The 26243-nt window shown below is 62.5% G+C and carries 25 protein-coding genes and 1 tRNA gene; 12 read left to right on the plus strand and 14 right to left on the minus strand.

Features of this window, described 5'->3' with window-relative positions:
* The first annotated feature begins 43 nt into the window (after nt 1-43).
* Nucleotides 44-2218, plus strand: coding sequence for a ComEC/Rec2 family competence protein (locus LHJ54_RS10370; protein WP_241721440.1), 2175 nt, complete (start codon nt 44-46; stop codon nt 2216-2218).
* Here LHJ54_RS10370 and lexA read toward each other — a convergent pair.
* From lexA to LHJ54_RS10405, 7 genes are all read right to left on the minus strand, one after another.
* On the minus strand, nt 2212-2898 hold the full coding sequence (gene lexA, locus LHJ54_RS10375) for a transcriptional repressor LexA (RefSeq protein WP_228243820.1): 687 nt from the start codon (nt 2896-2898) through the stop codon (nt 2212-2214). The genes LHJ54_RS10370 and lexA overlap by 7 nt on opposite strands.
* Nucleotides 2899-3080: 182 nt before the next feature.
* Nucleotides 3081-3866: an indole-3-glycerol phosphate synthase TrpC gene (gene trpC, locus LHJ54_RS10380; RefSeq protein WP_228243821.1), complete on the minus strand. Its 786-nt coding sequence runs from the start codon at nt 3864-3866 to the stop codon at nt 3081-3083.
* Nucleotides 3863-4870 carry an anthranilate phosphoribosyltransferase gene (gene trpD, locus LHJ54_RS10385; protein WP_228243822.1) on the minus strand — a complete coding sequence of 336 codons (1008 nt, stop codon included), beginning with the start codon at nt 4868-4870 and terminating at the stop codon, nt 3863-3865. The genes trpC and trpD overlap by 4 nt, the downstream gene beginning before the upstream one ends.
* Nucleotides 4867-5466 carry an aminodeoxychorismate/anthranilate synthase component II gene (locus tag LHJ54_RS10390; protein WP_228243823.1) on the minus strand — a complete coding sequence of 200 codons (600 nt, stop codon included), beginning with the start codon at nt 5464-5466 and terminating at the stop codon, nt 4867-4869. Before LHJ54_RS10390 ends, trpD begins: the two co-directional genes overlap by 4 nt.
* Complete coding sequence (locus LHJ54_RS10395) at nt 5463-6326, minus strand: phosphodiester glycosidase family protein (RefSeq protein WP_228243824.1); 864 nt, start codon at nt 6324-6326, stop codon at nt 5463-5465. Before LHJ54_RS10395 ends, LHJ54_RS10390 begins: the two co-directional genes overlap by 4 nt.
* 8 nt (nt 6327-6334) lie before the next feature.
* Nucleotides 6335-7867, minus strand: coding sequence for an anthranilate synthase component I family protein (locus LHJ54_RS10400; protein ID WP_228243826.1), 1533 nt, complete (start codon nt 7865-7867; stop codon nt 6335-6337).
* Between the two features lie 16 nt (nt 7868-7883).
* Complete coding sequence (locus LHJ54_RS10405; protein ID WP_228243827.1) at nt 7884-9815, minus strand: peptidylprolyl isomerase; 1932 nt, start codon at nt 9813-9815, stop codon at nt 7884-7886.
* 236 nt (nt 9816-10051) lie between these two features.
* Between LHJ54_RS10405 and tpiA the strand changes: the two genes are divergently transcribed.
* The 6 genes from tpiA to LHJ54_RS10435 all read left to right on the plus strand — a co-directional run bounded on the left by tpiA (nt 10052) and on the right by LHJ54_RS10435 (nt 14375).
* Nucleotides 10052-10825 carry a triose-phosphate isomerase gene (gene tpiA / locus LHJ54_RS10410; protein ID WP_228243828.1) on the plus strand — a complete coding sequence of 258 codons (774 nt, stop codon included), beginning with the start codon at nt 10052-10054 and terminating at the stop codon, nt 10823-10825.
* 79 nt (nt 10826-10904) lie between these two features.
* Complete coding sequence (secG, locus tag LHJ54_RS10415) at nt 10905-11291, plus strand: preprotein translocase subunit SecG (protein WP_228243829.1); 387 nt, start codon at nt 10905-10907, stop codon at nt 11289-11291.
* A 79-nt stretch (nt 11292-11370) separates the two neighbouring features.
* Complete coding sequence (locus LHJ54_RS10420) at nt 11371-13005, plus strand: CTP synthase (protein WP_228243830.1); 1635 nt, start codon at nt 11371-11373, stop codon at nt 13003-13005.
* 358 nt (nt 13006-13363) lie between these two features.
* Complete coding sequence (gene grxC / locus LHJ54_RS10425) at nt 13364-13636, plus strand: glutaredoxin 3 (protein ID WP_228243831.1); 273 nt, start codon at nt 13364-13366, stop codon at nt 13634-13636.
* A gap of 125 nt (nt 13637-13761) precedes the next feature.
* Nucleotides 13762-14247 (plus strand): DUF1178 family protein, encoded by a 486-nt coding sequence (locus LHJ54_RS10430; protein ID WP_228243832.1) that lies wholly within the window; start codon nt 13762-13764, stop codon nt 14245-14247.
* Between the two features lie 51 nt (nt 14248-14298).
* Nucleotides 14299-14375 (plus strand) — tRNA-Arg (locus tag LHJ54_RS10435).
* Between the two features lie 114 nt (nt 14376-14489).
* Here LHJ54_RS10435 and LHJ54_RS10440 read toward each other — a convergent pair.
* Genes LHJ54_RS10440 through hppD form a run of 3 tightly spaced genes read right to left on the minus strand, consistent with a single transcriptional unit; the run spans nt 14490 to nt 17091 of the window.
* Entirely contained in the window at nt 14490-15350 is an 861-nt protein-coding gene (locus LHJ54_RS10440) for a mechanosensitive ion channel family protein (protein WP_228243833.1), read from the minus strand.
* A gap of 59 nt (nt 15351-15409) precedes the next feature.
* Nucleotides 15410-15955, minus strand: a complete 546-nt coding sequence (locus tag LHJ54_RS10445; RefSeq protein WP_228243834.1) for a VOC family protein — start codon at nt 15953-15955, stop codon at nt 15410-15412.
* Nucleotides 15956-15978: 23 nt separating this feature from the next.
* Nucleotides 15979-17091 (minus strand): 4-hydroxyphenylpyruvate dioxygenase, encoded by a 1113-nt coding sequence (gene hppD, locus LHJ54_RS10450; protein WP_228243835.1) that lies wholly within the window; start codon nt 17089-17091, stop codon nt 15979-15981.
* 206 nt (nt 17092-17297) lie between these two features.
* Between hppD and LHJ54_RS10455 the strand changes: the two genes are divergently transcribed.
* The 3 genes from LHJ54_RS10455 (at nt 17298) to LHJ54_RS10465 (ending at nt 20207) form a co-directional block, all read left to right on the plus strand.
* Complete coding sequence (locus tag LHJ54_RS10455; RefSeq protein ID WP_228243836.1) at nt 17298-17621, plus strand: septum formation initiator family protein; 324 nt, start codon at nt 17298-17300, stop codon at nt 17619-17621.
* 124 nt (nt 17622-17745) lie between these two features.
* Nucleotides 17746-18801 carry a pyruvate dehydrogenase (acetyl-transferring) E1 component subunit alpha gene (pdhA, locus tag LHJ54_RS10460; RefSeq protein ID WP_241721441.1) on the plus strand — a complete coding sequence of 352 codons (1056 nt, stop codon included), beginning with the start codon at nt 17746-17748 and terminating at the stop codon, nt 18799-18801.
* 2 nt (nt 18802-18803) lie between these two features.
* Nucleotides 18804-20207 carry a pyruvate dehydrogenase complex E1 component subunit beta gene (locus tag LHJ54_RS10465; RefSeq protein ID WP_228243838.1) on the plus strand — a complete coding sequence of 468 codons (1404 nt, stop codon included), beginning with the start codon at nt 18804-18806 and terminating at the stop codon, nt 20205-20207.
* A gap of 10 nt (nt 20208-20217) precedes the next feature.
* Here LHJ54_RS10465 and LHJ54_RS10470 read toward each other — a convergent pair whose 3' ends face one another.
* The 3 genes from LHJ54_RS10470 to LHJ54_RS10480 are packed head-to-tail and all read right to left on the minus strand — an operon-like array spanning nt 20218 to nt 23563.
* Nucleotides 20218-20901, minus strand: a complete 684-nt coding sequence (locus tag LHJ54_RS10470) for a TadE/TadG family type IV pilus assembly protein (RefSeq protein WP_228243839.1) — start codon at nt 20899-20901, stop codon at nt 20218-20220.
* Nucleotides 20892-21521 (minus strand): TadE/TadG family type IV pilus assembly protein, encoded by a 630-nt coding sequence (locus LHJ54_RS10475; RefSeq protein WP_228243840.1) that lies wholly within the window; start codon nt 21519-21521, stop codon nt 20892-20894. Before LHJ54_RS10475 ends, LHJ54_RS10470 begins: the two co-directional genes overlap by 10 nt.
* A complete protein-coding gene (locus LHJ54_RS10480) occupies nt 21518-23563 on the minus strand; it encodes a TadE/TadG family type IV pilus assembly protein (RefSeq protein WP_228243841.1) in 2046 nt (681 codons plus the stop codon). Before LHJ54_RS10480 ends, LHJ54_RS10475 begins: the two co-directional genes overlap by 4 nt.
* 110 nt (nt 23564-23673) lie before the next feature.
* On the opposite strand from LHJ54_RS10480, the gene LHJ54_RS10485 reads away from it, so the two are divergent.
* Together LHJ54_RS10485 and LHJ54_RS10490 are read left to right on the plus strand one after the other, a co-directional pair.
* Complete coding sequence (locus tag LHJ54_RS10485) at nt 23674-24348, plus strand: hypothetical protein (protein ID WP_228243843.1); 675 nt, start codon at nt 23674-23676, stop codon at nt 24346-24348.
* Nucleotides 24349-24403: 55 nt separating this feature from the next.
* On the plus strand, nt 24404-24871 hold the full coding sequence (locus LHJ54_RS10490) for a hypothetical protein (protein ID WP_228243845.1): 468 nt from the start codon (nt 24404-24406) through the stop codon (nt 24869-24871).
* Here the strand turns inward: LHJ54_RS10490 and trmFO are convergent, their stop codons facing one another.
* Nucleotides 24872-26218 carry a methylenetetrahydrofolate--tRNA-(uracil(54)-C(5))-methyltransferase (FADH(2)-oxidizing) TrmFO gene (trmFO, locus tag LHJ54_RS10495; protein ID WP_228243846.1) on the minus strand — a complete coding sequence of 449 codons (1347 nt, stop codon included), beginning with the start codon at nt 26216-26218 and terminating at the stop codon, nt 24872-24874.
* Between the last annotated feature and the right edge of the window lie 25 nt (nt 26219-26243).

Raw genomic sequence — 26243 nt, forward strand, 5'->3', positions numbered from 1 at the left:
CTCCTTCACCAATCCTTACCGGTTGCCGCGTACTGACTGGGCCATGACCACATTGCCGATGCCAGGCAAGGCGTACGATGCTGCAATGCAGCGCTCTTGGCTGACACGCGTCTCCTTGTCCAGATGGACGGACAAAGTCGAAGCGTTCCTGACAACCAGCGCCAATGATCGTGGACCCTGGCTGACGGTAGCGCTGGGCGCGGGAATTGCGACATGGTTTGCGCTGCCGTCCCCCATGCACTGGGTAGCCGCGATGACAGGGCTGCTGCTCTGCGCCGTGACGGTCTGGGGGGTCTGGGGTCGCCGGGCTGATCGCAATCTCCTTTTGCTTGCAGGGACGACCATGCCGCTGGTGTGCGCGGCGGGACTGGCGCTGGTATGGACTAAATCGGAACTGGTGGGTGCCGCCGCGATACCCCACCCGCAGGTAAGGGTGCTAAATGCGGTGGTTCTGGAACGCACCGAACAGCCCGCTAACGACCGTGTCCGCTTGCTGCTGGCCGTGCGGGACGCCGACGACGGGCGGGCAATGAAAGTCCGGCTCAACGTGCCACTTGCCAGGGACGGAGGATCGCTCCGGGAAGGAGCGCATCTGCGCCTGCGCGCAAGGCTGCTTCCGCCAGCGCCGCCGCTGGTACCCGGCGCATATGATTTCGCAAGAAAGGCATGGTTCGACGGGCTCTCCGCATCCGGCACACTGATCGGAGATGTCGAGATATCGAAGGCGCCGCCCGCACAGGGTGAATTACTACCCGATTTGCAGCGCCGTTTGGCAGCGCACGTCAGAGGGCAAGTGGAGGGGTCCGCCGGCACTATCGCGGCCGCCTTCGCCAGCGGCGATCGCGGTGCCATCTCTCAGGTCGACGAAGATGCGATGCGCGACTCCGGGCTAACGCACCTTCTTTCGATCAGCGGATTGCATGTCAGCGCCCTTGTCGGGGCATGCTATCTGGTTTCGCTGAAACTGCTCGGGCTATGGCCGTGGCTTGCGCTCCGTGTCCGGCTGCCACTGCTTGCGGCGGGCATCGGCGCTGCCGGCGGGGTAGGCTATACCTTGCTGACCGGAGCCGAGGTTCCGACCGTCCGAAGTTGCCTTGCGGCCCTGCTCGTTCTGGCTGCGATGGCTCTCGGTCGCGAGCCGCTGTCGCTAAGGATGATCGCGGTTGCCGCGGCCGTGGTGATGCTGTTTTCTCCTGAGGCACTGCTTGGGCCGAGCTTCCAGATGAGCTTCGCGGCAGTGATTGCCATCGTGGCGCTGCACGGGTCGGAGCCGATGCGCAAGTTTCTCGCTAGGTCGGGCGAGAGCTTGACGCACAGGCTAGGGCGGCAGACTGCCGCTTTGTTCCTGACCGGCGTGGTTATCGAGCTGGCGCTCACCCCCATTGTTATGTTCCATTTCCATCGCTCCGGCTTTTACGGAGCATTTGCGAATGTGATGGCCATTCCGCTCGTCACGTTCTGCGCCATGCCGCTGATCGCGTTCGCCTTGCTGCTTGACGTGGTGGGAGTAGGCGCGCCAGCATGGTGGGCGGTCGAGCAGTCGCTCAACCTGCTGCTCGAAATAGCCCGCTTCACGGCCGCGCAGCCGGGAGCTGTCAGACTGTTTCCGCAAATGGATCGAGCAACCATCGCCCTGTTCGCCATAGGTGGAATGTGGCTTGCTCTGTGGCGCGGTCCGGTCCGGCTTGCGGGGCTGCTGCCGGTTGGGGTGGCGACGATCCTGCTCATTCTGACGCCCGTGCCGGATGTGCTCGTCACGGGCGATGGGAAGAATGCGGCGATCCGCGATTCATCCGGCAAGCTCCTGATCCTGCGCGGAGAACCCGGCGGCTATGCCGTTGAACAGCTGCAGGAGTTGTCCGCGACAGACGGTGACGTTCTCCACCTGGCGAGTTGGCGCGACGCCGCTTGCAGCCCGGAGTTCTGTGTCGCCAACGTACCGGGCAGGGGCCGCGAATGGCGCCTGCTTCTTGCCCGCAACAACGTCATGATCGAGGAGCGGCAGCTTGCCGCAGCCTGTTCGCAGGTGGACATCGTGATTGCAGGCCGCCGGCTGCCCCGCAGTTGCCGGCCAGCCTGGCTGAAGGCAGATCGCCAGCATCTCTCCCGTACAGGAGGCATCGCCATTTACCTGGACAAACATCGCGTGGAAGCGGTGGCCGACCATCAGGGCCGGCACGGCTGGTGGAGCGCGCCCGACCGAAACGGAGGTCAGTGATAGCGGCGAAGCAGTCCTGCCAACCGGCCCTGAACCTTGACCTGATGCGCCTCATACACCTGCGGATCATAGGCCGAGTTCGCCGGATCAAGGCGAATGCGTCCGTTGTCGCGCCGCAGATACTTGAGCGTCGCTTCCTCGTCGTTGACGAGCGCGACCACGATTTCTCCGTCGCGGGCGGTTTCCGTGCGGCGCACCAGCGCGTAGTCACCGTCGAATATCCCCGCCTCGACCATGGAGTCACCGGAAACTTCGAGCGCGTAATGCTCTCCTGGTCCAAGCAGGGCGGACGGCACGCTCAGGCTGACGCGGTCCTCGATAGCTTCGATGGGAACGCCCGCGGCTATTCGGCCATGCAGCGGCAACTCGACGATATCGTTCGCGGGTTGCCGCAGATCCGCTCTGCCGAAGCTGCTCGTGCTGATCGTGCGCGGTGACGATTGCCTGGTCGCCAGGCTGCTCCTGTCGTCTGCGTTGCGCAGAACTTCCAGAGCACGGGCACGATTGGGCAGACGGCGGATGAAGCCGCGTTCTTCCAACGCTGAAATCAGACGATGCACACCTGACTTGCTGCGCAGGTCGAGCGCTTCTCTCATTTCTTCAAATGATGGCGAAACGCCGCTCACCTCCAGTCGCGCTTGAATGAAATTGAGCAATTCGTGTTGCTTTGCAGTAAGCATCAAACCTCTCCCGCGAGACAGGCCAAGTCATCATTCCGGGACGACATGGTGAACGGATGCAGAACAATTAGGCAACTTTGCTCGCAACGTCAAGTAACCGGTGCAATTGTCGCAAAGCGTGCAAGAGGTCTTGCTATGAATTTGTGATGGTGGCGCCGCCTGCCGCCTTCCGCCTGGCCTGTTCAGCCCTGAAGAAGGCGTTGCGTCGCGGCGTGGATGTCCTGCTGCCGCATCAGGCTTTCGCCCACCAGAAAACAGCGGATGCCGCTGCGCTCCAGTTGTTGACAATCATCATGAGTAGAGATGCCGCTTTCGGCAACAAGGAGGGCGTTCGGCGGGGCCAGTGGAGCGAGACGTTCGCAGACCGAAAGGTCGGTCGAAAATGTTTTCAGGTCGCGATTGTTGATGCCGATCAGACGAGATTGCAGGTGCCAGGCACGCTCCATCTCTGATTCATCATGCACTTCGACCAGCACGTCCATCCCGCAATCCCGCGCTGCCGCTTCCAGTTGCAGCATGACCGCATCTTCCAGGATCGCCGCGATCAGCAGGATCGCATCTGCGCCCGCCGCCCGCGCCTCGTAAACCTGCCAAGGGTCGATCATGAAATCCTTGCGCAGAACCGGCAAGTGGCAGGCGGCGCGGGCGGATCGCAGGTAGTCCTGATGCCCGGCAAAGAACTGCTCGTCAGTCAGAACTGACAGGCATGCCGCCCCTCCTGCTTCGTAAGCCGCGGCCAGAGCGGGCGGGTCGAAGTCGTGGCGGATCAGCCCCTTTGACGGACTCGCCCGCTTCACCTCGGCGATCAGCGCAAAGCCGTTACCTGCCGCTGAGGCGAGCGCCTGCTGGAAACCGCGTGGAGCGCTTTGCTCCGCCGCGCGCCGTTCGAGATCGCCGAGCGTCGCCTTTGCTTTGCCGCTCGCGACCTCCTCGCGCTTGACCGCGCAGATTTCGTCAAGCTTGTTCACGTGCCATTCCTTTGCGCCATGGCGATCCAGTCATGCAGCAACTGCCGCGCACGTCCGCTGTCGAGACTGGCTTCGGCCAGGGCACGCCGTTCGTGCCAGTCCGCTCCCTTGCCCGCAACATGGAACGCGGCCGCTGCGTTCAGCACCACTGCGTCCCTGTATGGTCCGGGCGACCCGTCCAGCAACGCACGCAGCGCCGCCGCGTTATGCCGGGGATCGCCTCCGCGAATGGACTGCACGGGGGAATGCGGCAGGCCGACATCCTGTGCGGTCATGCGTCGCATCAGATAGGTTTCGCCGCGAACCTCGGCGATCTCGTTACCCCCAGCCAAGCTCAGTTCATCGAGCCCTTCGTCGCCCGACACAATCATGGTGTGCCGCGTTCCCAGCATCGCCTTCGCCGCCGCGTAGATGGGCACATAGGCGGGGCGTGCGATGCCGATCAGTTGGCTCTCCACGCGCGCTGGGTTGGAGAGCGGACCCATCAAGTTGAAAATGGTCCGCCGGCCGATCCGCTGCCGTATTGGCTGGATTCGGCGCATCGCGGGATGGTGGTTCGCGGCAAAGAGGAAGCAGATGCCCAGTTCCGCCAGGGTACGCTCTGCCGATCTGCCGGCTGCGGCCATGTCCAGGCCCAGAACCTCCAGCGTATCAGCGGCGCCCGAGCGGGACGAGGCAGCGCGATTGCCGTGCTTGGCTACCGGCACACCCGCGGCGGCTACCACGAGGCTGACCGCCGTGGAGACGTTCAGCGTGTGATGGCCGTCACCTCCGGTTCCGCAGACGTCGATCGTGCCTGGCGGCGCGTCGACAGGGAGGAGCCGGGCTCTGAGCGCCTGTGCCGCGCCGGCAATCTCCTCGGCCGTTTCGCTGCGCTCGGTCAAGCCGATGAGGAAATCGGCAATCGTCTCCTCTGGCAGGGTGGCATCGTCGAGGATCCTGCCGAACACTGCCTCTGCCGCTTGGGCATCAAGGCGGACCAGCGGGTCAGGCATACCGTTCATGCCGCGGCGCGCGCGTCGGCGTCGCAGATGGCCAGAAAGTTTGCCAACAGGGCATGCCCATGCTGTGTGGCAATGCTTTCCGGATGGAACTGGACACCGTGGATGGGGAGCGCCCGATGACGCAGACCCATGACGGCAGTGCCGTCGATACCGGGAGTCGTGCTGGTCGCGTTGACGATCAGGGTATCCGGCACGTCTTCGACCACCAACGAATGATAGCGGGTGGCCGTGAACGGCGATGGCAGCCCGGTGAACACCCCGCTCTGATCGTGCGCCACCTCGCTGGTCTTGCCGTGCATCAGGCCGCCACGCACCACACGTGCGCCGAAGTGCTGCCCGATTGCCTGATGACCCAGGCACACGCCGAGAAGCGGACGACCAGCCTCGGCGCAGGCAGCGACGAGTTCCAGGCTGATGCCCGCCTCGGAAGGAGTGCACGGCCCTGGTGAAATGAGAAACCCCGACGCACCGGCCGACATGGCCTCGTCAACGGTGAGGGCGTCGTTGCGGACGACCTCCACCTTGGAGCCCAGCTCCAGCAGATAGTGCACAAGGTTGTAGGTGAAGCTGTCGTAATTATCGAGAACCAGGATCATTCGGTGTTCGCCCGCCTGTCGACGATGATCAGAGGTCCCAGCGGGCTGGCATCGTCCATCCTTCCGTTTGCGGGACTCCACAAGGACGATACCTTGGCATCGAGGTGGAGCGCATCGCCTACCTCAAGCTTGTCCCGGTACAGACGCGCGAGCTTGCCGAAACTCACCGGCGCATTGCTGATGACGAAGTGCGCCCGGCCGTTTGCATCAACACCCACGGCGTTGCGAAACACCCGATCATCGCCATCCGGCGCGATATCGGGATGCAGCCGCCCTTCGATGACCAGCATGGGACCGGACTGCGTACCGAACTTGGGTCGCTCTGAAACCGTCTTGAGGAAGGCGTCAGAGGTCATGATCTGCCATTGATCGTCGGTCCCGAAGAACACGCCGTTGGGCTTGGCGTAGAAATCGCCTTCGCCGGTGCCGGTGTTCAGCGTGTGCAGCCGCTCTCCATCCTCGACGAAGTAGCCGATGGGCTGGCCATCTTCATCGAACATTCCGGCATTAAACGCAAAGGCGACCGACGCGGCCGCGTCACCGGCGTTGGCGGCATAGCGGGCAAAGCTGCGCAGCGGTTGATCATCGCTTCCGCGCCACGCGGTACGGATCGTGTGGCGTGCCGGAACAGCGAGGCAATGCGTGAAGGATGTATTCTCGAAGATCACCGGGCGGCAGGACGATTCCACCTGCACCCGCGATTCGTTCGGGCTGGATTGCTGAGACGGGGTGGCGGTGTCGGCCGCGCCAGTACGAATGGGCGTTCGAACCAGCGGATCGCCGGGCTGCTGCTGGTCGCATCCCGCAGCAAGCGCGAGAATCAGGCTCAGTGGGAACAGGGCTTTCGAGCGGAGCATCATCGTACGCTTTAGGTCAGCCGTTCGGCCGCCGCTAGTCTTCTGGCTTCATCGGCCGCCGCGAACAACGCGCCGGCCTTGGCCTCGCACTCCCTTTGCTCGGCTTCCGGGTCGCTGTCCTTCACGATGCCGGCGCCTGCCGTCACATGCATCAGGCCATCCTTGAGGACCGCTGTTCGAAGGACGATGCAACTGTCCACCGATCCGTCCGGAGCGAAATAGCCCACCGCTCCGGCGTAAGGACCGCGTACTTCGTTTTCCAGTTCAGCGATGATCTGGCAGGCCCGGACCTTGGGCGCGCCGCTGACAGTGCCTGCCGGAAACCCCGCCAGCACGGCGTTCAATGGACCCACGCCTTCGGCAAGTCTGCCCGTGACGTTGCTGACCAGATGCATGACATGGCTGTATCGTTCCACGGTATAGCTGGCCGTCACCTTCACGGTGCCGGACCGTGCAACGCGCCCCACATCGTTGCGCCCGAGGTCGAGCAGCATGAGATGCTCTGCACGCTCCTTCGGGTCGTTCAGCAGGTCAGTCTCCATCTGACGATCCGCGGCGGTGTCGCGGCCCCGCGGACGGGTGCCGGCGATCGGACGCACGGTCACATCCCCGTCCCGCACGCGAACGAGTATCTCCGGGCTTGATCCCACCAGCGCAAAGCCCGGCAGGTCCAGCAGATAGAGGAAGGGTGAAGGATTGATACGGCGCAGGGCGCGATACAGGTCCAACGCGGGCAGATCGAAGTGGGCGGTGAAACGCTGCGCCAGGACAACCTGAAAAACGTCGCCTGCGGCGATATACTCCTGCGCCTGACGAACCAGTTCACGATACCGGGTAGGGGCAAGGGCGGCTGCCGGAGAGTGTACCTCGGCCGGATCAGGACCTGAGCCGCGCTGTGTTCCAGGCGACATCGGGCCCGACTCCAGCCGGGCATGAAGTGCGCGGAGCCGCTCGCACGCCTCGTCGATACATTTCGATGCCTGCTCCGGAGGCAGGGGCTGAGATGTCCAGATGGGCGCGAGGGCAAACGCCTCATCCTTGAGCTGGTCGAATATGACCACTGCCGATGGCCGGACGAACGCCATATCAGGCAGGCACAAAGGATCGTGTGCGGGGGCTGGGAGGTCTTCGATCAAGGCCGTGACCTCAAACCCCAGATAGCCGACCAGGCTGGCGAGAACAGGGGGGAGGGCGGCAGGCACGTCGAAGCAGCATTCCCGGCGCAGCGACTCCAAAGCCTGCAAGGGGGCTTCCTCTAACGCGCCGAATGCCTCTCGATCCTTCTTCCAGACGCGGTTGATCCGGGCGCGCCCATTCTTGGCGGTGAACACAAGGTCCGGATCTACGCCCAGAAGGCTATAGCGGCCGCGGGTTTCACCACCCTCCACCGATTCGAGCAGGAAGTCGCCTCTTGCAGGCTCCATCAACCGCAGGGCTGCCGCAACCGGGGTCAGCGTGTCCGACACCATTTGCAGGTGCACGCAAGCGGGATGACCACGCGTCAAGCTGGCGGCTGCAACCTCCGCTCCCTGTATGTCGATCATCGGCTGATGTGCAGACTTACTCGGTGCCGGTGAGCTGGCGTCGTACAGCCGTGAAAGCGGCGTCGTTCCGCTCGTAACCGACTGCAGCGCGAGCGGCCGCTGCCAGTTGCTGCGCGTATTCGTCTCCGAGCAGCGGTCCGAGGGACGAGCGGGCCTGCGCAACCAGTGGGTCGCTGGACGCCAGCGCCCCCGCCTCGACCGACTGAAGATCCACGACGTAGTATCCCAGGCCCTGCTCGGCCTCCAGCTTCTTTGATGTACCCGAAGCCATGCTGAACAACAGAGCGAGCGGCGGGGGCACCCGCTGCGAAGCAGTCTGGGCCAGTTGCTCTCGGGTCAAGTCAATGTTTTCGATCTGCGCCTGGGTTACGCTGGCCGCAGCAGCGGCTTGCGCCAGGGTGCGTTCGCCCTGAGCTTGGGCGGCGAGCCGGTCGGCGGCCCGGCTGGCAGCGGCCAGACCCTGGGCCAGGCGCCATGCCGTCGCAACGTCGCCGCGGATTTCCGCCAGCGGAGCCACACCGCTTTCAGTGATCCGCTGCACATCGAATAACAGATACTCCCCCGGGGCGATCTCGGTCAGTTGCGGCTCGCTCTCCTCCATCTGGAACGCGGTCGCGACGGCAGGGCGCACCGCCGCATCGATCGTTTGATCAAGAGATCCATAGACGAGACCTTCGGCAGTGACAGGCGGAGTGGTCCGGACCTGAACTCCAAGTGTCTGGGCAACCTGCGGCAGCGAACTGCCCTGCGCGAGACGCTCTTCCACTTCTTCGCTCAAGGCATTCAGCGCCTCGGTGCGATTGCGCTCCCGAAGGGTGGCGGCGATCTCACCCCTTGCCTGAGCCAAGGTGCGGCCCGGCTGCCGCGTGATGTTCGTCACTTGTGCAACGTGCCATCCCAATGCGCTTCTGGCCGGAGCGGTCAAAGCGCCCGCAGGTGCCGCAAAGTAGGCCTGCGCTACTCCTTCGGAAGCCTGCTGGGTTAAAGCGGCGCGGCTGAGTGCGTTAAGATTGGTCGTCCGCAGACCAACCTGCTGCGCCGCGTTGGCAAGCGACTGGCCACCCTGCGCAGCCTGCCTGATGGCATTTGCCTGATCCTGTGTGGCGGCGATTACCTGGGTGAAACTGCGCGTCTCGGATGCCGCGAACTGCGCCTGATTGGCTTGATAGTAAGCAGCGATCGCTGCCTCGGTCGGCTCGACTTGCCCGCTCACCGCGTCGGCTCCGAAGGTGGCAAAGCGCAAGATGCGTCGTTCCGGCCGGATGAACCGATCCCGGTTCGTCTGGTAAAATGCCTGCAACTGCGCGTCTGTGGGGTCGCCCGCAGGGGCGAAAGCCGCACTTGGAAGGAACGCGATCGTTCCGCGCCGGCGCTCCTTGAACAGCGCAGCGTAGCGCTGGGCCACGGAACTGGGGATCACCGTGCCATAGGTCGCCGGCCGCAGCAGTTGCTGCGCCAGCAGGCCGGCAGCCAGATCATCCCGAACCAGCCGGTCGTTCAGCCCCTGGGCAGCAAGCGCCTGCGTATAGATCGCCTGATTGAACCGGCCATCGGGCCCGCGAAACGCGGAGATGCCCTGTATCTCGCTGTTGACGAGATTGGTCCCGGCGCGCAGCCCGATGCGGCCGGCATATTCTGCGATGGCTGTCCGGCTGACCATCTGCTCCAGAACCTGCTCAAGACCGCCCTGTGCGACGAATGCCGACATCGACAAGGTGGGATCCTGCTGCCGCAGCCGCTGGACAGCATCGTTTGCGCTGCGGGTGAAATCAGCGGTAGAGATCCTGGTATCGCCGACAACCGCCACGCGGTCACCTCCCGCCACCCCGCCGAACATGGTGGTGTTGGCGACATCGCTGCTGGCGAAGGCGAACGCGATCAGAGCCAAGAACCCCAGCGTGATGCCAAGACCCAGCTTGGACTTGAAGAAATTGCGGAAAAACTTCATCGCCCTGAATGCAACCCGTTCTGCTCTGTTTGCTGCGACCATGCATCCGCGGCGGAGGTGAGGCAGCTTGCTGTCGGCAATCCGCGCGGAATTCGTGCGGTGCCTTAACCGCCTTAGAAGATCACGGCAACTGCGGTGCGTGCCTTTTGACCTGCGGCGAAAGGTGCGCTAGCGCGCCGATGCGGAAACGGGCGCTGACGCACACCGTCTCTCGACCAACAACATCAGGAACACTTATGCCCATTCGCCCACTCGTTGTCGGCAACTGGAAGATGAACGGAACTCGCGCGATGCTGTCGGAGGCGCGCGCCATCGATCGGGCGGCTCAGCGTATTGGCGCGGTGGACGTCGCGCTCGCGCCGCCCTACACCCTGTTGCACGCGGTTCAGGCGGAAGCCGAACAGATCAGTGTCGGCGCGCAGGATTGCAGCGCCAACGACATCGGCGCGTTTACGGGTGACATCGCCGCGTCCATGATCGCCGACGTTGGCGCCAAATTCGTGCTTCTGGGTCACAGCGAGCGGCGGCAACATCATGGCGAGGACAGCGCCCTGCTGACCGCCAAATGCCGTCAGGCGCTTGCCGCGGGACTGCAACTGATCCTGTGTTGCGGAGAAAGCGCGGCCGTTCGCGATGAAGGTAAGGAGGAAGGTTTCGTACTTGAACAGTTGCAGGCGATCTTGCCGCAAGCCGGCGAGTTCAGCTCCAGTGTCAGTGAAGTTCTGACGGTCGCTTACGAACCAGTATGGGCCATCGGCACCGGCCGCACAGCCTCGTCCGATGATATTTCCGCCATGCACAACCGTATCCGGGCCTTGCTCGTGACCCAATACGGTCAGGAGCAGGGCGAGCAGGTGCGCATCCTGTATGGAGGGTCCGTCAAGCCCGAGAACGCGGGGGAAATCCTTGCCCTGCCCGACGTAAACGGGGCACTGGTGGGTGGGGCCAGCCTCTCGGCTCAGAGCTTCATGGGCATTGTCCTGGCCGCGACAGGCAGTGACGCGGAATAGTCCGCGACGCTTGTTTAAGGAACAACATCGGATTACATCGCCCCGCTAGCGGCAGCATCCCCTTGGAACGCAGGACTTCATGACACTTTTCACTTTTCTTATGATCGTGCAGGCGATCGTCGCGGCCGCGCTGGTCGTGGTCATCCTCATGCAGCGTTCCGAAGGTGGCGGACTGGGCGTGGGTGGAAGCCCGACCGGGATGCTCAGCGCGCGCGGAGCGGCGGATTTCCTCACCAGAACAACGCGCATTCTGGCGATCCTGTTTGTCGGCCTGTCCATTCTGCTGGCGGGTCTCGCGGTCAACGTAACCGGCGGGCAAGCGGTCGAGAGTACGCTTGAGCGCAACATCGCGCCCGCTGGCGGGCAACCTGATCCCCTGTCAGGCAATCCTGTTGGCAACCCTGCTACGGCACCTCAGGGGCTGGCCAATGACCCGCTGGTGAATACTCCCGCCGAGGGGCAGTAAGGCGTCTTCAGTTTTAGTGTAGAAGGACGCGGCGTGGGGCTTGCCCCGAATCCATAACGCCGCTTAAGGCCCGAATCCCATGGCGCGGTTTATATTCATTACCGGCGGCGTGGTCTCCTCGCTTGGCAAGGGTTTGATGGCGGCAAGCCTTGGGGCATTGCTTCAGGCGCGCGGCTTCAAGGTCAGGATCAGGAAATTCGATCCGTACCTCAATGTAGATCCCGGGACGATGAGCCCGTATCAGCACGGCGAGGTGTTCGTCACCGATGATGGGGCCGAAACCGACCTGGATCTGGGGCATTACGAGCGGTTCACCGGGGTCAACGCCCGCCAATCCGACAACATCACATCAGGCCGCATATACAGCCAGATCATCGCACGTGAACGGCGCGGGGACTACATTGGCGCAACGGTGCAGGTGATCCCCCACGTCACCGACGCGATCAAGGCCTTTGCCCTGGCCGACCAGGATGACCACGATTTCATCCTGTGCGAAATCGGCGGCACGGTTGGCGATATTGAATCCCTGCCGTTCATCGAAGCCATTCGGCAGCTGCGCAACGAGTTGCCGGCGCGGCAGACGCTCAGCATTCATGTGACGCTGGTGCCGTACATCGCCGCCGCCGGAGAATTGAAGACCAAGCCAACGCAGCATTCAGTGCGGGAACTCGCGTCTCTCGGCATTCAGCCCGACGTCCTGCTGTGCCGGTGCGAACACCCGTTGCCGATCGGGGAGCGGCGGAAGATTGCGCAATTCTGCAACGTGCGCGAAACCGCCGTGATCCAGGCTCTTGATGCTCCCAGCATCTACTCCGTGCCGCTGCAATACCACGCGGAAGGGCTGGATTCGGAGGTGCTCCAATCCTTCGGCATAGAAGATGCGCCGCCTCCTGACCTCACCGCCTGGCACAACATCGTGGAGCGGTTTCACCATCCGGAGGGAGAGGTGACGATCGGGGTGATTGGCAAGTATGTTGGCCTGCAGGATGCGTACAAGTCCCTTGGCGAAGCGCTGGTCCATGGCGGCATGGCCAACCGCGTCAAGGTCAACGTCCGCTGGATAGACGCGGAACTGTTCGAGCAGCCCGAAGGGGACGTCGTCGCGGCGCTGGAGCCGCTGCACGGCATCCTGGTGCCCGGCGGCTTTGGTGAGCGGGGATCTGAAGGGAAGATCGCCAGCGTCCGCTTCGCAAAGGAGCACAAGATCCCTTTCCTGGGTATCTGCCTCGGCATGCAGATGGCATGTATCGAAGGGGCGCGTTCGGCCGGGTTCGCGGCGGCTTCTTCGACCGAGTTCGGGCCAACGCAAGAGCCGGTCGTTGGCATCATCACCGAATGGCTGGGCAAGGAAGGTCTGGAACGGCGGGGCGAAAGCGGGGACCTCGGCGGGACGATGCGCCTGGGCGCGTACGACGCTCAGTTGACCGGGAACAGCCACGCATCTGCCATCTATGGCGGCGCAGCGACCATCTCGGAACGGCATCGGCACCGTTACGAGGTGAATATCGCCTATCGCGAACCACTGGAGCGGGAAGGGCTGATCTTTTCAGGCATGTCGCCAGACGGCCTGCTGCCCGAAATCGTGGAGCGACCGGACCATCCCTGGTTCATCGGGGTTCAGTTTCATCCTGAATTGAAGTCACGCCCCTTCGACCCGCATCCACTCTTCAGTGGCTTTATCGGTGCCGCGGTGGCTCAAGCCCGGCTCGTTTAAGAAGCGGCTTTCCCTGCGTCCCGTCGTGAGACGGCTTAGCCAAACCAGTCGCTTCACCAGACCCACAACGATAGACCGGCAGACATCCACTGCGCTGCTGCCAAACCAGCGCTTCAGAGTTGCTCAGGACGCTACACACTGTCCTGGCCGGTCATCGTCCACTGCGACCCGGATGATGCTCTGTCAGGTAGGCGGTGCGAAAGCACCGCGGGAGAGGGCTGGCCGAAACGCCGGCCCTCTCCTCCTGCCTCGCAACTTCACCTGCTCTGAAACCTTCCCTTGCCTCGTCGCTTCTTCCCATTGCAAGGAGTGCTCGCCGGGCTCCTTAAAAGGCGATCCCGGCGCGAGAGAGGTGAGAATGCCAAAGGTCGATATCTACACGAAGTTTGGGTGCGGGTACTGTGTTCGAGCCAAACGCCTGCTGGACGAGAAGAATGTGAGCTATATCGAACATGATGTGACCACGGGCGGTGAAGCGCGTGAGGAAATGCGCAGGCGTGCGCCGAACGCAAGAACGGTGCCCCAAATCTTTATCGGAACCCTCCACATCGGCGGATCTGACGATCTCGCGGCGCTCGAAAGGGCGGGCAAGCTCGACCCGTTATTGCAGGACGACGGGAACGTCGCCTGACCTTCGCCAGAGGACAGGCCGGTTGGCCCGCAGGGGCGTGGCCGCAAGGCGCTAGCGGCCAGCAACAAGGTCAAGTTGCAAGACTGTCCTTGCTTAGCTCGATGCTGTCGCCACATTACGCAGTGATGATAACCTTTGATCTCAGATGCAGCCACGAACATCGGTTTGAAGGCTGGTTCAGGGACAGTGCCGATTATGTGCATCAGCGGACTTCGGGTCTTCTGACTTGTCCCATGTGCGGTTGCGACCAAATCGAGAAAGCGCCGATGGCGCCCGCTATACCGGCGAAGGGCAACCGGAGCACCCGTTCCCGCCAGGCGGCGCCTGACATCCGAGACGCCGACCCTGACGCGGCACCGGGCAAATCGGTTCCTCCGCATCTTGCCGCGGCGATGCGTGCTCTGGCCGCGATCCAGGCGGACGCCCTCAAGACGAGCGTGTGGGTGGGGGACGCATTTGCCGAACGCTCGCGCGCAATGCACTACGGAGACGAGGAAGCGGAACCGATCCACGGACGGGCCGATCGGGCCGAGGCTGAGGCGCTGATCGACGAAGGGATCATGATTGCGCCTATTCTCGTCCCGTTCGCCCCGCCGGACGAAATCAATTGAGCAGGCGTCAGATTGCCATCACCCATTGCGCCGGCTATCGCTCTGGCACAGGCGCCCGTAGCTCAGCAGGATAGAGCACCAGATTCCTAATCTGGGGGCCACAGGTTCGAATCCTGTCGGGCGCACCACGCTATTCAGCGTGTCAGAGGGGATGCAAACTACCCCGGCAGGTATATCGAACAGCTGCGCGCTCTACCCTTTCCAAAGAAGGAACAAGCTTGAGCCGCTATGCCGGCGGATGGTCAACCGTCGCACCGGGGTAGCTTCACGCCTTCCTTGAACGTGTGGGTGATATAGGGGAAGGGGATCTCGATATCGGCTTCATCGAGCGCCCGCTTGATTGCGCGCACCACACGATCCCTGCTTTCCCAGCCCGCTTTCGGCGTCGAGCCAGCCCACCAACGCACGAGCATGTCGATCGAACTGGACGCGAACTCCTGCGCGAACACGTCCACGCCGCGAGTGGCCTCTACTCCCTCGGCCTTTTCCACTGCGCGGCGGATTACCTCGGCAGCACGGTCAAGGTTCGTATCGTACGAAACTCCAACGATTACCTCGTGCCTCCGCAGATCGTCATCCGTCAGTATTCGCACCGGGTTCTTGAACAACATGGAATTGGGGACGATGGTGAGTTCGTTGGACAAGGACCGGACATGTGTTTCCCGCAGGGTGATATGCTCCACCCGCCCCTTGATGCCCTCGCACTCAATGATGTCGCCAATGCGCATCTTTTCGCGCACCATGATGAGAACGCCTGCGAAGAAGTTCTCGAAAATGTCCTGAAACGCAAAGCCGATCGCGACGGCTCCGATGCCTAGTCCGGCAAGAAGACTGGCGGGTGTCAGTCCCGGCATGACCACGACCGACGCCAACATGATGCCGATCAACCAGATGGCGACCCGCACCAGTGTGGTAAACAGGTCCCGCAGCGACAGCCGGATGTCGGTGCGCCCGATCAGGAGATCGGCTATGCGCGATGCGAAACGAGCGACGATCCAGGTCACCAGCAGGATGGCGAGCGCAATTACCACACCGGGCAACGCGGCAACGAAGCCCGTCGCCATCGAATGTAATTGCGCCTGCAATGTCTGAATGTAGTTCACGGGCGAGGCCCCTTGATCGTGCGGCTTCGCTGTAAACGCTGCGCCGGCGCGCAGGTCAACTACCTGGTGAGTTCATGAAGCCAGGCTGCGTGCCGCGGAGCTTTTTTGGTGCGGCTCCACTCCTCCAGCATCGGTTGCGCGACCCGCCTGAGTTCAGCGTACTGCTCGTCCGTGCCGATATCTGCTGCCAGTTCGATGCGATGGCCGTTGGGATCGAAAAAGTAGATCGATTTGAAAACACCGTGGTGGGTTGGGCCAAGTACCTCGACCCCTTCACTCTCGACGTGCCGTTTGGCGGCGAGCAGTTCGTCTTCCGACCCGACCTTGAAGGCAAGGTGCTGCACCCAGGCCGGAGTGTTCTCATCGCGGCCCATCGCGGTTTGATTGGGGAGCTCGAAGAAAGCGAGGATGTTTCCGTTCCCCGCGTCCAAAAACACATGCATGTAAGGGTCATATGCGCCGGTGGACGGCACGTGATCCTCGGCAAAGGCGGTGGTGTACTCCATCCCAAGGACGCGCCGGTACCACTCCACCGTTTCTCCGGCATCCTTGCAGCGGTACGCGACATGGTGGACGCCGCCAAGCCTGATTGGATGATCGTTCATGACGCTCTCCGTGTGCTGAGAATTCATTCGGCCGGTTCCGCTACGCTGTCGTCCACCTTCAACGCGCCGCGCCGGATCTGGTCGCGTTCGAGCGATTCAAACAGCGCCTTGAAATTGCCTTCGCCAAACCCTTCATCGCCCTTGCGCTGGATGAATTCGAAAAAGACGGGGCCAACCTGCGCCTCGGCAAAGATCTGGAGAAGGAGGCGGGGCTGGCCACCTTCGGTTGATCCGTCGAGGAGAATGCCGCGCGATTTAAAGGCATCCACCGGCTCTCCGTGACCGGGGAGCCGTTCGTCCAGCATCTCGTAATATGTCTCGGGAGGTGCTGTCATGAAGGGAACGCCAAACGCCTTGAGCTTGTCCCATGCGGCCACCAGATCGTCGCAGATCAGCGCAATGTGCTGAATTCCTTCGCCATTGAACTGACGCAGGAATTCCTCGATCTGGCCCTTGCCGCCCTCTCCCTCCTCGTTGAGCGGGATGCGGATCTTCCCATCCGGGGCGGTCAACGCCTGCGAAGTAAGGCCGGTGTATTCACCCTTGATGTCGAAGAAACGTATTTCCCTGAAGTTGAAGAGGCGCTCGTACCAGTCCGCCCAGTACGCCATTCTGCCTTTGTACACGTTATGGGTCAGGTGGTCGATGCGCAGGAACCCGGCACCAGCCGGGTGGCGGTCGACACCTTCCTTGAATATGAAGTCGATGTCGTAAATCGACAGGTCGCCTTTTGGCGCTCCTTCGTAACGGTCGACCAGATACACGCTGGCACCGCCGATGCCCTTGATCGCCGGGATATGAAGCTCCATCGGACCGACTTCGGTGTGCTGGGGCTGCGCGCCGTTTTCAAGAAGGTGATCCCACGCCTCGGCAGCATCGCGGACGCGGAACGCCATTCCGCACGCGCTTGGCCCGTGCTCCTGCGCGAAATACCAGGCGGCGCTGTGCGGTTCATAATTGGTAATCAGGTTGATGCCGTTCTGCCGCCACAATTGCACATCCTTCGATCGATGATCGGCGACATGGGTAAAACCCATCGCGGCAAAGACGGGCTCCAGCACGCCTTTTTCGGGTGCGCAGAACTCCACGAACTCGAATCCGTCCAGTCCAGCTGGATTGTCAAACAGGTCGGCCACTTCAAGCTTCCTCATTCTCGTGTTATGGCATCCTATATGTTGCCGCTTGCGCCAAAGTCAAAGTAGCGGCGCCAGGCAGGGCTTGGAATGGGGGCAGGGCGGAGGTTAACCCGCCAAGGCCAAGTCCTGAAGGCTGCCGTGACACCGATGTCGGACAAAGAAGCTGTTTGCGCCAAGGCAAGGGCGCGGTATGGTTGCCAGCCAAGATGAAGCTACGATCCAATCTCGACAAGCGGCGCGGGCGATTGAACCTGCGCCACGCGGTAGCCGCGACGCTGTGCCTGCTGAGCGGCCTCGCCGTCGCCGGGCCGTCGGGTCTGTATGCATGGCACGAGAATACGCAGCTTCGCGAGGAGCGGGAACAGCGGCTTGCGGCCCTCACCGCGCAGCGCGACCGGCTTCGGCAGCGGGTCGCATTGCTTGATCCCGCGCGCGCCGACCCGGACCTGGTGGGTGAACTCATCCGCGAAAAACTCAACGTCCTGCATCCGGACGAGGTGATCGTAACGCTCAAGACCGAGGAAGAATAGGCCAGCGGTCGGACAGATGCGTCCCGGTCAAGCCGTTGCTCTTGTAGCGGTTCTGGTCTTATAGCCGCGACGAATCCTGATCCAATGCAGAGGACACCTGGCTTTGACCCAGTCCCCACAGCGAATGCCGGCGGAAGATCCAAGCGTGCAGCCGGAAGACGGCTTTCGATTGAACATGCTGCAGGAACGGTTTGAAGCCGACAAGCAGTACCAGGCCACCGCCGACGAGATGCTCGAATTCTACAGGCAGATGCTGCTCATCCGCCGGTTCGAGGAGAAAGCGGGGCAGCTCTACGGCCTCGGCCTGATCGGCGGCTTCTGCCACCTCTACATCGGACAAGAGGCGGTGGCGATCGGCCTGCAGAGCGCTCTCGACAGCGAGCGTGACAGCGTGATCACCGGCTACCGCGATCATGGGCACATGCTCGCCTATGGCATCGATCCCAACGTCATCATGGCCGAACTGACCGGTCGTCAGGCTGGCATTTCCAAGGGTAAGGGCGGGTCGATGCACATGTTTTCGACCGAGCACAAATTCTACGGCGGGCACGGCATCGTCGGGGCGCAGGTGGCCCTTGGCGGAGGCTTGGCCCTGGCGCATCAATACACTGGCGATGGCGGCCTGTGCCTCGCCTACTTCGGGGACGGGGCGGCCAATCAGGGGCAGGTCTACGAAACCTTCAACATGGCCGCCCTGTGGAAATTGCCGATCGTGTTCGTGGTCGAGAACAACCAGTACGCGATGGGCACAGCGGTCAAACGCTCTTCCGCGGAAACGGAGTTCTACCGGCGAGGGGCTGCGTTCCGGATCCCTGGAATGGATGTCAACGGTATGGATGTGCTGGAAGTCCGGCAGGCAGCCGAAATCGCCTTTGCTCACGTGCGGAACGGTAACGGGCCGGTTCTGATGGAGTGCAACACGTATCGCTATCGCGGGCACTCAATGTCCGATCCGGCCAAATACCGGACGCGCGAGGAGGTTCAGGACTATCGCGAGCACAAGGATCCCATCGAGGGGCTGAAAAGGCACCTGATCGAAGCGGGCACGACCGAGGACGACCTGAAAGGCATCGACAGGGAAATTCGAAGCCGTATCGCCGAAGCAGCGGATTTCGCTGAAACCTCGCCTGAGCCGGACGACGCGGAACTGTACACGGATGTGCTGGTGGGAACTTACTGATCATGCCGATTGAACTGAAGATGCCGGCGCTTTCCCCGACGATGGAGGAAGGGACGCTTGCACGCTGGCTCAAGCAGGAAGGGGACGAGATCGCGCCGGGCGACGTTCTGGCGGAGATCGAAACCGACAAGGCCACGATGGAATTCGAAGCCATCGACGAAGGCGTGCTCAGCAAGATCGTTATCGCTGAAGGCTCCGAGAACGTGAAAGTAGGCACCGTTATCGCCTTGCTGGACGGCGAAGACGCTGAATCGCCTGCTGCGATGGCCATCCCCGACGGCGCCAGAGACAGGCCCAAGGGGCCGGCCGCTGTCGCTGGAGAACGCCAGGACGCCGGCAGCGTCGATCCCGATGACGCGGTCACCCCAGCCGCATCGGCAGCAAGCCGCCGCGACCCCGCGATACCGGCGGACACTCCGATGAAGAACACCACGGTGCGCGAAGCCTTGCGCGACGCCATGGCCGAAGAGATGCGGCGCGACGAGCGCGTCTTCATCATGGGTGAAGAGGTCGCCCAGTATCAGGGCGCCTACAAGGTGACGCAGGGTCTGCTTGACGAATTCGGCCCGAAGCGGGTGATCGACACACCGATCACCGAATACGGCTTTGCGGGCGTGGGCACCGGTGCGGCGATGGGCGGATTGCGCCCGATCGTCGAGTTCATGACCTTCAATTTCGCCATGCAGGCCATCGACCACATCGTGAACTCGGCCGCCAAGACGAACTACATGTCCGGCGGGCAGATGCGCTGTCCGGTGGTGTTCCGCGGACCCAATGGCGCGGCGAGCCGGGTTGCCGCACAGCACAGCCAGAACTTTGCGCCTTGGTACGCCAGCGTGCCCGGCCTAATCGTCATCGCACCCTACGACGCGGCCGACGCGAAAGGGCTGCTGAAGGCGGCGATCCGATGCGAGGATCCGGTTGTCTTTCTCGAAAACGAGCTGGTTTACGGCCGCAACTTCGAGGTGCCTGATCTCGATGACCATGTCCTGCCGATTGGCAAGGCGCGGGTGGTCCGGGAAGGGGCCGACGTCACCATCATCAGCTACTCCATCGGCGTCGGTTTTGCGCTCGAAGCCGCGGAGATGCTGGCGCAGGAAGGTATTGATTCCGAAGTCATCGACCTGCGCACCTTGCGGCCACTGGACAAGGGTGCGGTGCTGGATAGCCTCAAGAAAACCAACCGGCTGGTGATTGCCGAAGAAGGCTGGCCAACCTGCTCCATCGCGTCAGAAGTGGTGACCATTTGCATGGAAGAAGGGTTCGACCACCTCGACGCTCCGGTCCTGCGCGTCTGCAACGAGGATGTGCCGCTGCCTTACGCAGCGAACCTGGAGAAGCTTGCCCTGATCGATGCGGACCGTATTGCAGACGCCGTGCGGCGCGTATGTTACCGCAAGGCCTGACCGCCGAGGCTCAGAAGGTGGTGTCGAACTTGTTGCATGAGGACACGCTCGCGGCAGGCGCATCGTTGTAGATGCGCGTCAGGTCGCGGTCGTCCCGCACGAAAAAGGCGGCTTCGCGCCGGATGCGTTTGGGTCCCAGCACCCAGCCGCTGAAGAGCGGGCGGTATTCATAGGAGACTTCGGCGAAGATGATTGCGCTGTTGGGTTCCGCCCGGACCTGGTTCGCGCCGCTTCCCATGCCCTGGAACCCGCCGGTTCCGCTGGCCGGCTGGGTCGCCCCTTGTACGCCGTAAGCAGAAGCCACGTTCAGCAAACCCTTGCAACGCTGCCACGCGATCGTCTGCCGTCCGGAGGCATTCTGCTGCAGGCTGGACACGATAAGTCGCCCTTCGTCGAAAATCTTCAGACTTTCGCCGCCTTGGACCATTGCGCCAAGTAGGTTGTCGTTGATGTCGACTTCCCGCAAACGTGGAAGGGCCAGCGGCACGGTCTGTTTCGCGCGCGAGATGTTGTCGGCTACCGTCATGGCAACCTGGCTGACCCGCATATTGGTGATCGCAAAATGCGCCAGTTCGACGCCGGTAATGCCCAGCAGCATGAAGATGGGCAGCGTATAGGCGAACTCGATCACCACCACGCCGCCTTGATCCCCGCGGAGGCGAGGAAAGAACCGCCGCACAATGTTCATGGGCATATCCGCACCCCCACCCGCGATGCCTGTCCCGAGAAGGGCTGATTGCGCAGATACGTACTGGCCGTCAGCGTCATCACCTGCGGCTGGTTCAGGAATTTCCACAGCGGCATGGCGCGCTTGAAATCAAGCTGGGCGCGGATGGCCACCACGTCCTGCGCGCCGCCGCGACCCTGAACCCCGACATCCGTGTCATAGGTCTGATTGCCGTTTCGATCCACGAAACATTCGCCTGGATCATAGGTGTCGTTGCCATTGCTGTCGGTAAAATCCTCGGGGATTACGACATCGGCGTAATTCTGGTAGTAGAATGGGTCGATCTCGAAAGAGATGTCAGTTTCGGGATCGGCTGCCGGGATGACGGCCCGGACCTGATCGTTGACGCGCTGTTCGATCAGGTGCCAATGCGTGTTCTCGAGAGATGCAGTGCGTGCACCTTCCTCAACAGCGCCTTGCAGCACCGCGCGCGTGTAGATGGCAAAACCCGTGTCGAACACCGCCAGCAGGAGCATGATGAAAATCGGGCCGATGAAGCCGAACTCGACCGCAGACACGCCCCTTTGACAGCGGTACAGGCGTTGCGAGACCGTCCACAAGCGGCTGACTGACGCGAGGCGGCTCATTCGACCAGCCTCAGGTCAGCGACTTCCTTGGCGATGCGCCGGAAAGCCTCGCTCAATTCAGAGGCGCTGTTGGCTTCATACGCGCGCCCGGGATCGGCGCAGTTGCGCAAGGTAGACCCGAGCGGCTCACCAAAGGCGACCGCCCAGACACTTACCAGGCCGCGCTGGCTGTCGCACAGCGCCTTGAAGCGTGCGTTATGACGATCAACAAGCGAGGCGCCTCCGCCGCCCCTGATGCGCTGCGACGTCTGCTCATAACCATAGGATGAATAGGTCTGTTCGCTCGGCTCCATCTTGCCGTCCGTCAGGAAGATGATGTGCCGGCTGATCTGTCCGCCATTCGGTCCCAGGAGGTTGCGGTTTGCAAACATCCCGGTCGGAGAGATCATGCGCAACCCCCAGACCAGCCCGATGTCGTGATAGGTGCTGCCCGCGGCGACAAGCCCGTCGATGTAGGCGTCATACTCGGCGCGCGTCATGGAATTCAGGTTGCGCATAAACGATTGAGGGCAGTTGTGGTTCTGGTTGACGAAGCCTGTGGTTTGCGCAGGTGTGCCTCGGTTCCAGCTGAGATTTGGCAAGACCGTTCGCCAGCGCATAGAGTCGTTGGTTCCGCCGTTGAATATGTCGAGATCCTTCGCGCCGCTCGGGATCGGAGCGAAATTGGTCGCCACGACGGTATCGCGCTCTTCCAGACAGCCGTTCCAGGTCATCGACGCAGCGGTCAGGCCGCCTTGGCGGGGCAATTGCCGCAGCGCCACCGGATCATACGCGCCCCGGTCAGGAACAAGGTAATTAGCATTCACTGCGGACACAAAGGGGATCGACCCGCCCGACTTGTAGGTCTGGGTGCCGTATTCAACCGGCCGATATATCCAGTTTGTAAACCGCCAGCCGCGATGGAAGGTTGTACGTGTCACCCGCCGAACGCAATTCTGATAGCTGCTCGTGTTGTTGCCGTTGTTGTCGTTCCACTGCGCTGTCACGCGGGAAAACGTGACTTTTACGTACCGGTTGCCTGTGGTCGGTTCCTGCGTCGTCCAGTTAGTTGAACCATCGAGCTGGTACAGTTCGGACGCTCCCTGGCCCGAGCCCGTCCAGCTCGTTTGCGGATACAGAAACACGTCCTGGTTGATACCCTTCACCGAAAAGGAGAGGTTCTGACCATACGCGTCACAATCGCTGTTCGAGATTTTAGTCGCGCTTGCGCTGGTGGTGGTAAACGGTTGGCGGCTCTCTGCCCGGCTGGTGCTGAAGGTCTGGTTGAAGCTGCTGGCTCCGGTCCAGGGATCGGGGGTCCAGTCCTGCCAGGTGTTGAAGTTCGCCACCCGCGATTCCGCCGTCACCGTGTCCGCAAGGTAGCTCAACGGCAATTCGCCACGGGTCGCGTCAGGGTTGCTCTTGAACAGATCGCGGCCGTTCACTGTCTGGCTGTAGGGGACGAAGCCGTAACGCACCTGCGACCGCGTGTTGCCGATCAGCGCGGCATCCATGACGTCGGCGAAGTCCTTTGCCGCCTGTTTGAGGGCGGTCAGCCGCGTGCCGCTTCCCATGGTGCCGTTCATGGATCCCGTGACGTCCAGCACGAACACGATGTCGATGTTCGGCACCTGTATGTCGGCGCTGCATGTTACCTGCATCGGACGATCGCCGAACCCGAACATTTTCATGAGCGTCATTGGCACATTGGTGGAAGCAGTGCCGTTGAGCCGGCCGTCCTGATCCGCCGCCGTGATGAAGCTCGTTCCGGTCGTCTGGTAATCGGCGTCCTGAAAATTGAAGTTGAACATGCCGTTCGCACGCGCGCGGGCGGTGGCGGTGTAGATGTTCGTGGTCATGGCCTTGCGCCCGGCCAGCACGGCGGAGTCGCAGGCGGCCTGCAGCCGGCTTTTGGTCAGGTACAGGCGACTGGTGTCTATCGCGCCGCCGATCACGCCGATCATCGGGATGATGGCCGCCGCCGTAATGGCCACCACGTTACCCCGCTTGTCATGCCTCAACCGGGCGAGCGTCGTGCGGTGCTTGCTCCGGTGTGCTGCCACTCGCTGTTTCATCGAAGCCCCACTTGGATGTTTGGAGTTCCTTTAGGGGAGGTGCGGCTAACAAATGATTACCTCCTTTGGTAAATTCCTTGCGCGGGGTAGGAAAGGAGATGAAAACTTGCGTAGAGCCGCCGATGGACGACGCTGATCTGACGGACGCGCAGACGGTCGCACTGAACTATGCGGCTCCGGCAGCGCGGCCGGTCTATCGCAGCCTGTTTGCGTTTGAGACGAGGCTTGGCCGGATGGTCGCCGGTGCCCGTGAACCGGCGCTGGTGCAGATCCGCATGGCGTGGTGGCGGGAACAGTTGCAAGGTCTGGATGACAGGCCGCATTCAGATCCGCTGCTGCGCCTGCTGACCCAAAGCGGCTGGGCGGCGCGCAGCCGCGACCTCGTGGAGATGGTGGATGGCTGGGAAGCCTTGCTGTTTTACCGTGAAAACGCCACCACACTGCCCGACAGCATCAGGGCGCGCACCGCCGGTTACGCGGCGGCAGCCCGCCTGCTCGGAATGGAGGCGGACGGCGCGGCGGTCGCCGAGGGCGCGCGCTGGTGGGTGGCGGCCGATGCCCTGCATCACCTTCGCGCGGGGGGCGATGATGCTTCCGTGCAGGACCTGACGCAAGGGTGGCCCATCCGCCTGCCCCGTCTTCCGCGACAGTTGCGGCCCGTGTCGGTGCTCGCGGCGTTAGGGCAGCGGTCGCTGCTGCGCGGCGGGCAACCGCCGCTGTCTCGGCGCGGCGATGCGCTCGCCGCCCTGCGGGTTGGTCTAGTCGGTCGGTAACTTCACGAGGCCGGGGCGCAAGAAACTGGTAAAGGATTGCCGCTATGCCGCCTGCATGAATCGTGTTGTTCTGGGCGCGCTGGGCGTTCTCCTCCTTTTTGGCATCGGCCTGTTCTGGTTGCAGGGCAGGGCACAGGTCGAGGCGGCGGCCCCGCCACCGGCCGTGGACGAACGCTCCGACCGGCTTGCCCTGCCGGTGGCCAGTGCAGAGGATGCCAGGCTTCGCGGACCAGCTCCGCCAGTCGCGAGCGAACTGACACGCGAACAGCAGCGGTTCTTCCGGTACGACCGTGACCGCAATTGGCGGGTTTCGCGCAACGAGATGCTCTCCACTCGCACCGCAGCCTTTCGGAAGCTGGATGTGGACGGCAACAATCTGCTCACCTTTGAAGAGTGGGCTGTCGCAACCGTGAAGAAGTTTGAGGCCGCCGACGTTAACCAGGATCAGGATCTCACCCCCGCCGAATTCCTGGCCACCGCGCCCAAGCAGGGCAAACCCAAGTCCCGCTGCTCCTGCCTCTGATCAGGCAGGCTCGAACCGGTGCGCGGCAAGCCAGCCGGCAAGCTCGGCCTTGGCGCGGGAGGTATAGGCTTCTTTCCGCGACTTCTTGGCAACATCATGCAAAGGCGGGAAGAGGCCGAAGTTGACGTTCATGGGCTGATAGGTGTCCGCCTCGGCATCGCCCGTAATATGGGCAAGAATTGCACCCATGGCGGTGCTTCGCGGCAAATCCTGCCAGCTGCGGCCGGCCAGTTCGGCGGCTGCCATCAAACCTGCTGCTAGACCCACAGCCGCGCTTTCCACATAGCCTTCGCAACCGGTGATCTGGCCGGCAAACCGGATGTGCGGTGCACGCCGCAAACGCAATTGCCGGTCGAGCACCGCAGGCGCGTTGAGGAAGGTGTTGCGGTGCAGGCCGCCAAGTCGTGCGAACTCGGCATTCTCCAGCCCGGGAATGGTGCGAAACAGCTCCAACTGTGCGCCATACTTAAGCTTGGTCTGGAACCCGACCATGTTCCACAGGGTGCCTAACGCGTTGTCCTGCCGCAACTGAACGACGGCGTGCGGCCAGCGTCCCGTACGCGGATCGTCAAGCCCGACCGGCTTCATCGGACCATAACGCAGCGTGTCGACCCCGCGCTCGGCCATGACTTCGATAGGCATGCACCCTTCAAAATAGGGTGTATTCTGCTCCCACTCCCGGAACTCGGTCTTGTCTCCTGCAAGCAGGCCGGAATAGAAGGCGAGGTACTGTTCCCGGTCGAGCGGACAGTTGATGTAGTCCCCCTCCGCGTTGGAAGCGGCCGTACGCTTGTTCCAGCGCGACTGGATCCAGCAGATGTCCATGTTGATGCTGTCGCGGTACACGATGGGAGCAATGGCGTCGAAAAACGCCAACCGTTCTTCACCGGTAACTGCGATGATGCTCTCGGCCAGGCTCTGAGCCGTCAGCGGGCCGGTCGCGACGATTGTCGGGCCGGACGGGGGCAGGGCGGTGACCTGCTCGCGCACGACATCGATGTTGGGGTGGCTCGTCAGAGCGCGGGTAATCTCGGCTGAAAACTGGTCCCGGTCCACCGCCATGGCGCTGCCTGCCGGCACCCGCGTGATTTCGCCGACCTGCATGACCAGGCTGTCCAGCTGGCGCATTTCGTGGTGCAGAAGCCCCACGGCGTTGCGCTCATCATCATCGGAACGGAAGGAATTGGAGCATACCAGTTCCGCCAGACCGTCCGTCTGATGCGCGGGCGTAGCACCGCCGCCGCCGCGCATTTCGGACAAACGGACGCGAAAACCCCGTCTGGCAAGCTGCCAGGCGGCTTCGCTCCCCGCGAGGCCTCCGCCGATGATGTGCACATCATGTGTCATCGGCAGCGCCCTACACGCCCGGCAA

This window comes from Porphyrobacter sp. GA68 (assembly GCF_022605525.1).
Lineage (GTDB): Bacteria > Pseudomonadota > Alphaproteobacteria > Sphingomonadales > Sphingomonadaceae > Qipengyuania_B.

Bases quoted from the DNA above. Each gene is read 5' to 3' on its own strand.
- LHJ54_RS10370 (WP_241721440.1), top strand. From the start codon at position 44: ATGACCACATTGCCGATGCCAGGCAAGGCGTACGATGCTGCAATGCAG.
- lexA (WP_228243820.1), bottom strand. From the start codon at position 2,898: ATGCTTACTGCAAAGCAACACGAATTGCTCAATTTCATTCAAGCGCGA.
- trpD (WP_228243822.1), bottom strand. From the start codon at position 4,870: ATGAACGGTATGCCTGACCCGCTGGTCCGCCTTGATGCCCAAGCGGCA.
- LHJ54_RS10390 (WP_228243823.1), bottom strand. From the start codon at position 5,466: ATGATCCTGGTTCTCGATAATTACGACAGCTTCACCTACAACCTTGTG.
- LHJ54_RS10395 (WP_228243824.1), bottom strand. From the start codon at position 6,326: ATGATGCTCCGCTCGAAAGCCCTGTTCCCACTGAGCCTGATTCTCGCG.
- LHJ54_RS10400 (WP_228243826.1), bottom strand. From the start codon at position 7,867: ATGATCGACATACAGGGAGCGGAGGTTGCAGCCGCCAGCTTGACGCGT.
- LHJ54_RS10405 (WP_228243827.1), bottom strand. From the start codon at position 9,815: ATGAAGTTTTTCCGCAATTTCTTCAAGTCCAAGCTGGGTCTTGGCATC.
- tpiA (WP_228243828.1), top strand. From the start codon at position 10,052: ATGCCCATTCGCCCACTCGTTGTCGGCAACTGGAAGATGAACGGAACT.
- secG (WP_228243829.1), top strand. From the start codon at position 10,905: ATGACACTTTTCACTTTTCTTATGATCGTGCAGGCGATCGTCGCGGCC.
- LHJ54_RS10420 (WP_228243830.1), top strand. From the start codon at position 11,371: ATGGCGCGGTTTATATTCATTACCGGCGGCGTGGTCTCCTCGCTTGGC.
- grxC (WP_228243831.1), top strand. From the start codon at position 13,364: ATGCCAAAGGTCGATATCTACACGAAGTTTGGGTGCGGGTACTGTGTT.
- LHJ54_RS10430 (WP_228243832.1), top strand. From the start codon at position 13,762: ATGATAACCTTTGATCTCAGATGCAGCCACGAACATCGGTTTGAAGGC.
- LHJ54_RS10445 (WP_228243834.1), bottom strand. From the start codon at position 15,955: ATGAACGATCATCCAATCAGGCTTGGCGGCGTCCACCATGTCGCGTAC.
- LHJ54_RS10455 (WP_228243836.1), top strand. From the start codon at position 17,298: ATGAAGCTACGATCCAATCTCGACAAGCGGCGCGGGCGATTGAACCTG.
- pdhA (WP_241721441.1), top strand. From the start codon at position 17,746: ATGCCGGCGGAAGATCCAAGCGTGCAGCCGGAAGACGGCTTTCGATTG.
- LHJ54_RS10465 (WP_228243838.1), top strand. From the start codon at position 18,804: ATGCCGATTGAACTGAAGATGCCGGCGCTTTCCCCGACGATGGAGGAA.
- LHJ54_RS10470 (WP_228243839.1), bottom strand. From the start codon at position 20,901: ATGCCCATGAACATTGTGCGGCGGTTCTTTCCTCGCCTCCGCGGGGAT.
- LHJ54_RS10475 (WP_228243840.1), bottom strand. From the start codon at position 21,521: ATGAGCCGCCTCGCGTCAGTCAGCCGCTTGTGGACGGTCTCGCAACGC.
- LHJ54_RS10485 (WP_228243843.1), top strand. From the start codon at position 23,674: ATGAAAACTTGCGTAGAGCCGCCGATGGACGACGCTGATCTGACGGAC.
- LHJ54_RS10490 (WP_228243845.1), top strand. From the start codon at position 24,404: ATGAATCGTGTTGTTCTGGGCGCGCTGGGCGTTCTCCTCCTTTTTGGC.
- trmFO (WP_228243846.1), bottom strand. From the start codon at position 26,218: ATGACACATGATGTGCACATCATCGGCGGAGGCCTCGCGGGGAGCGAA.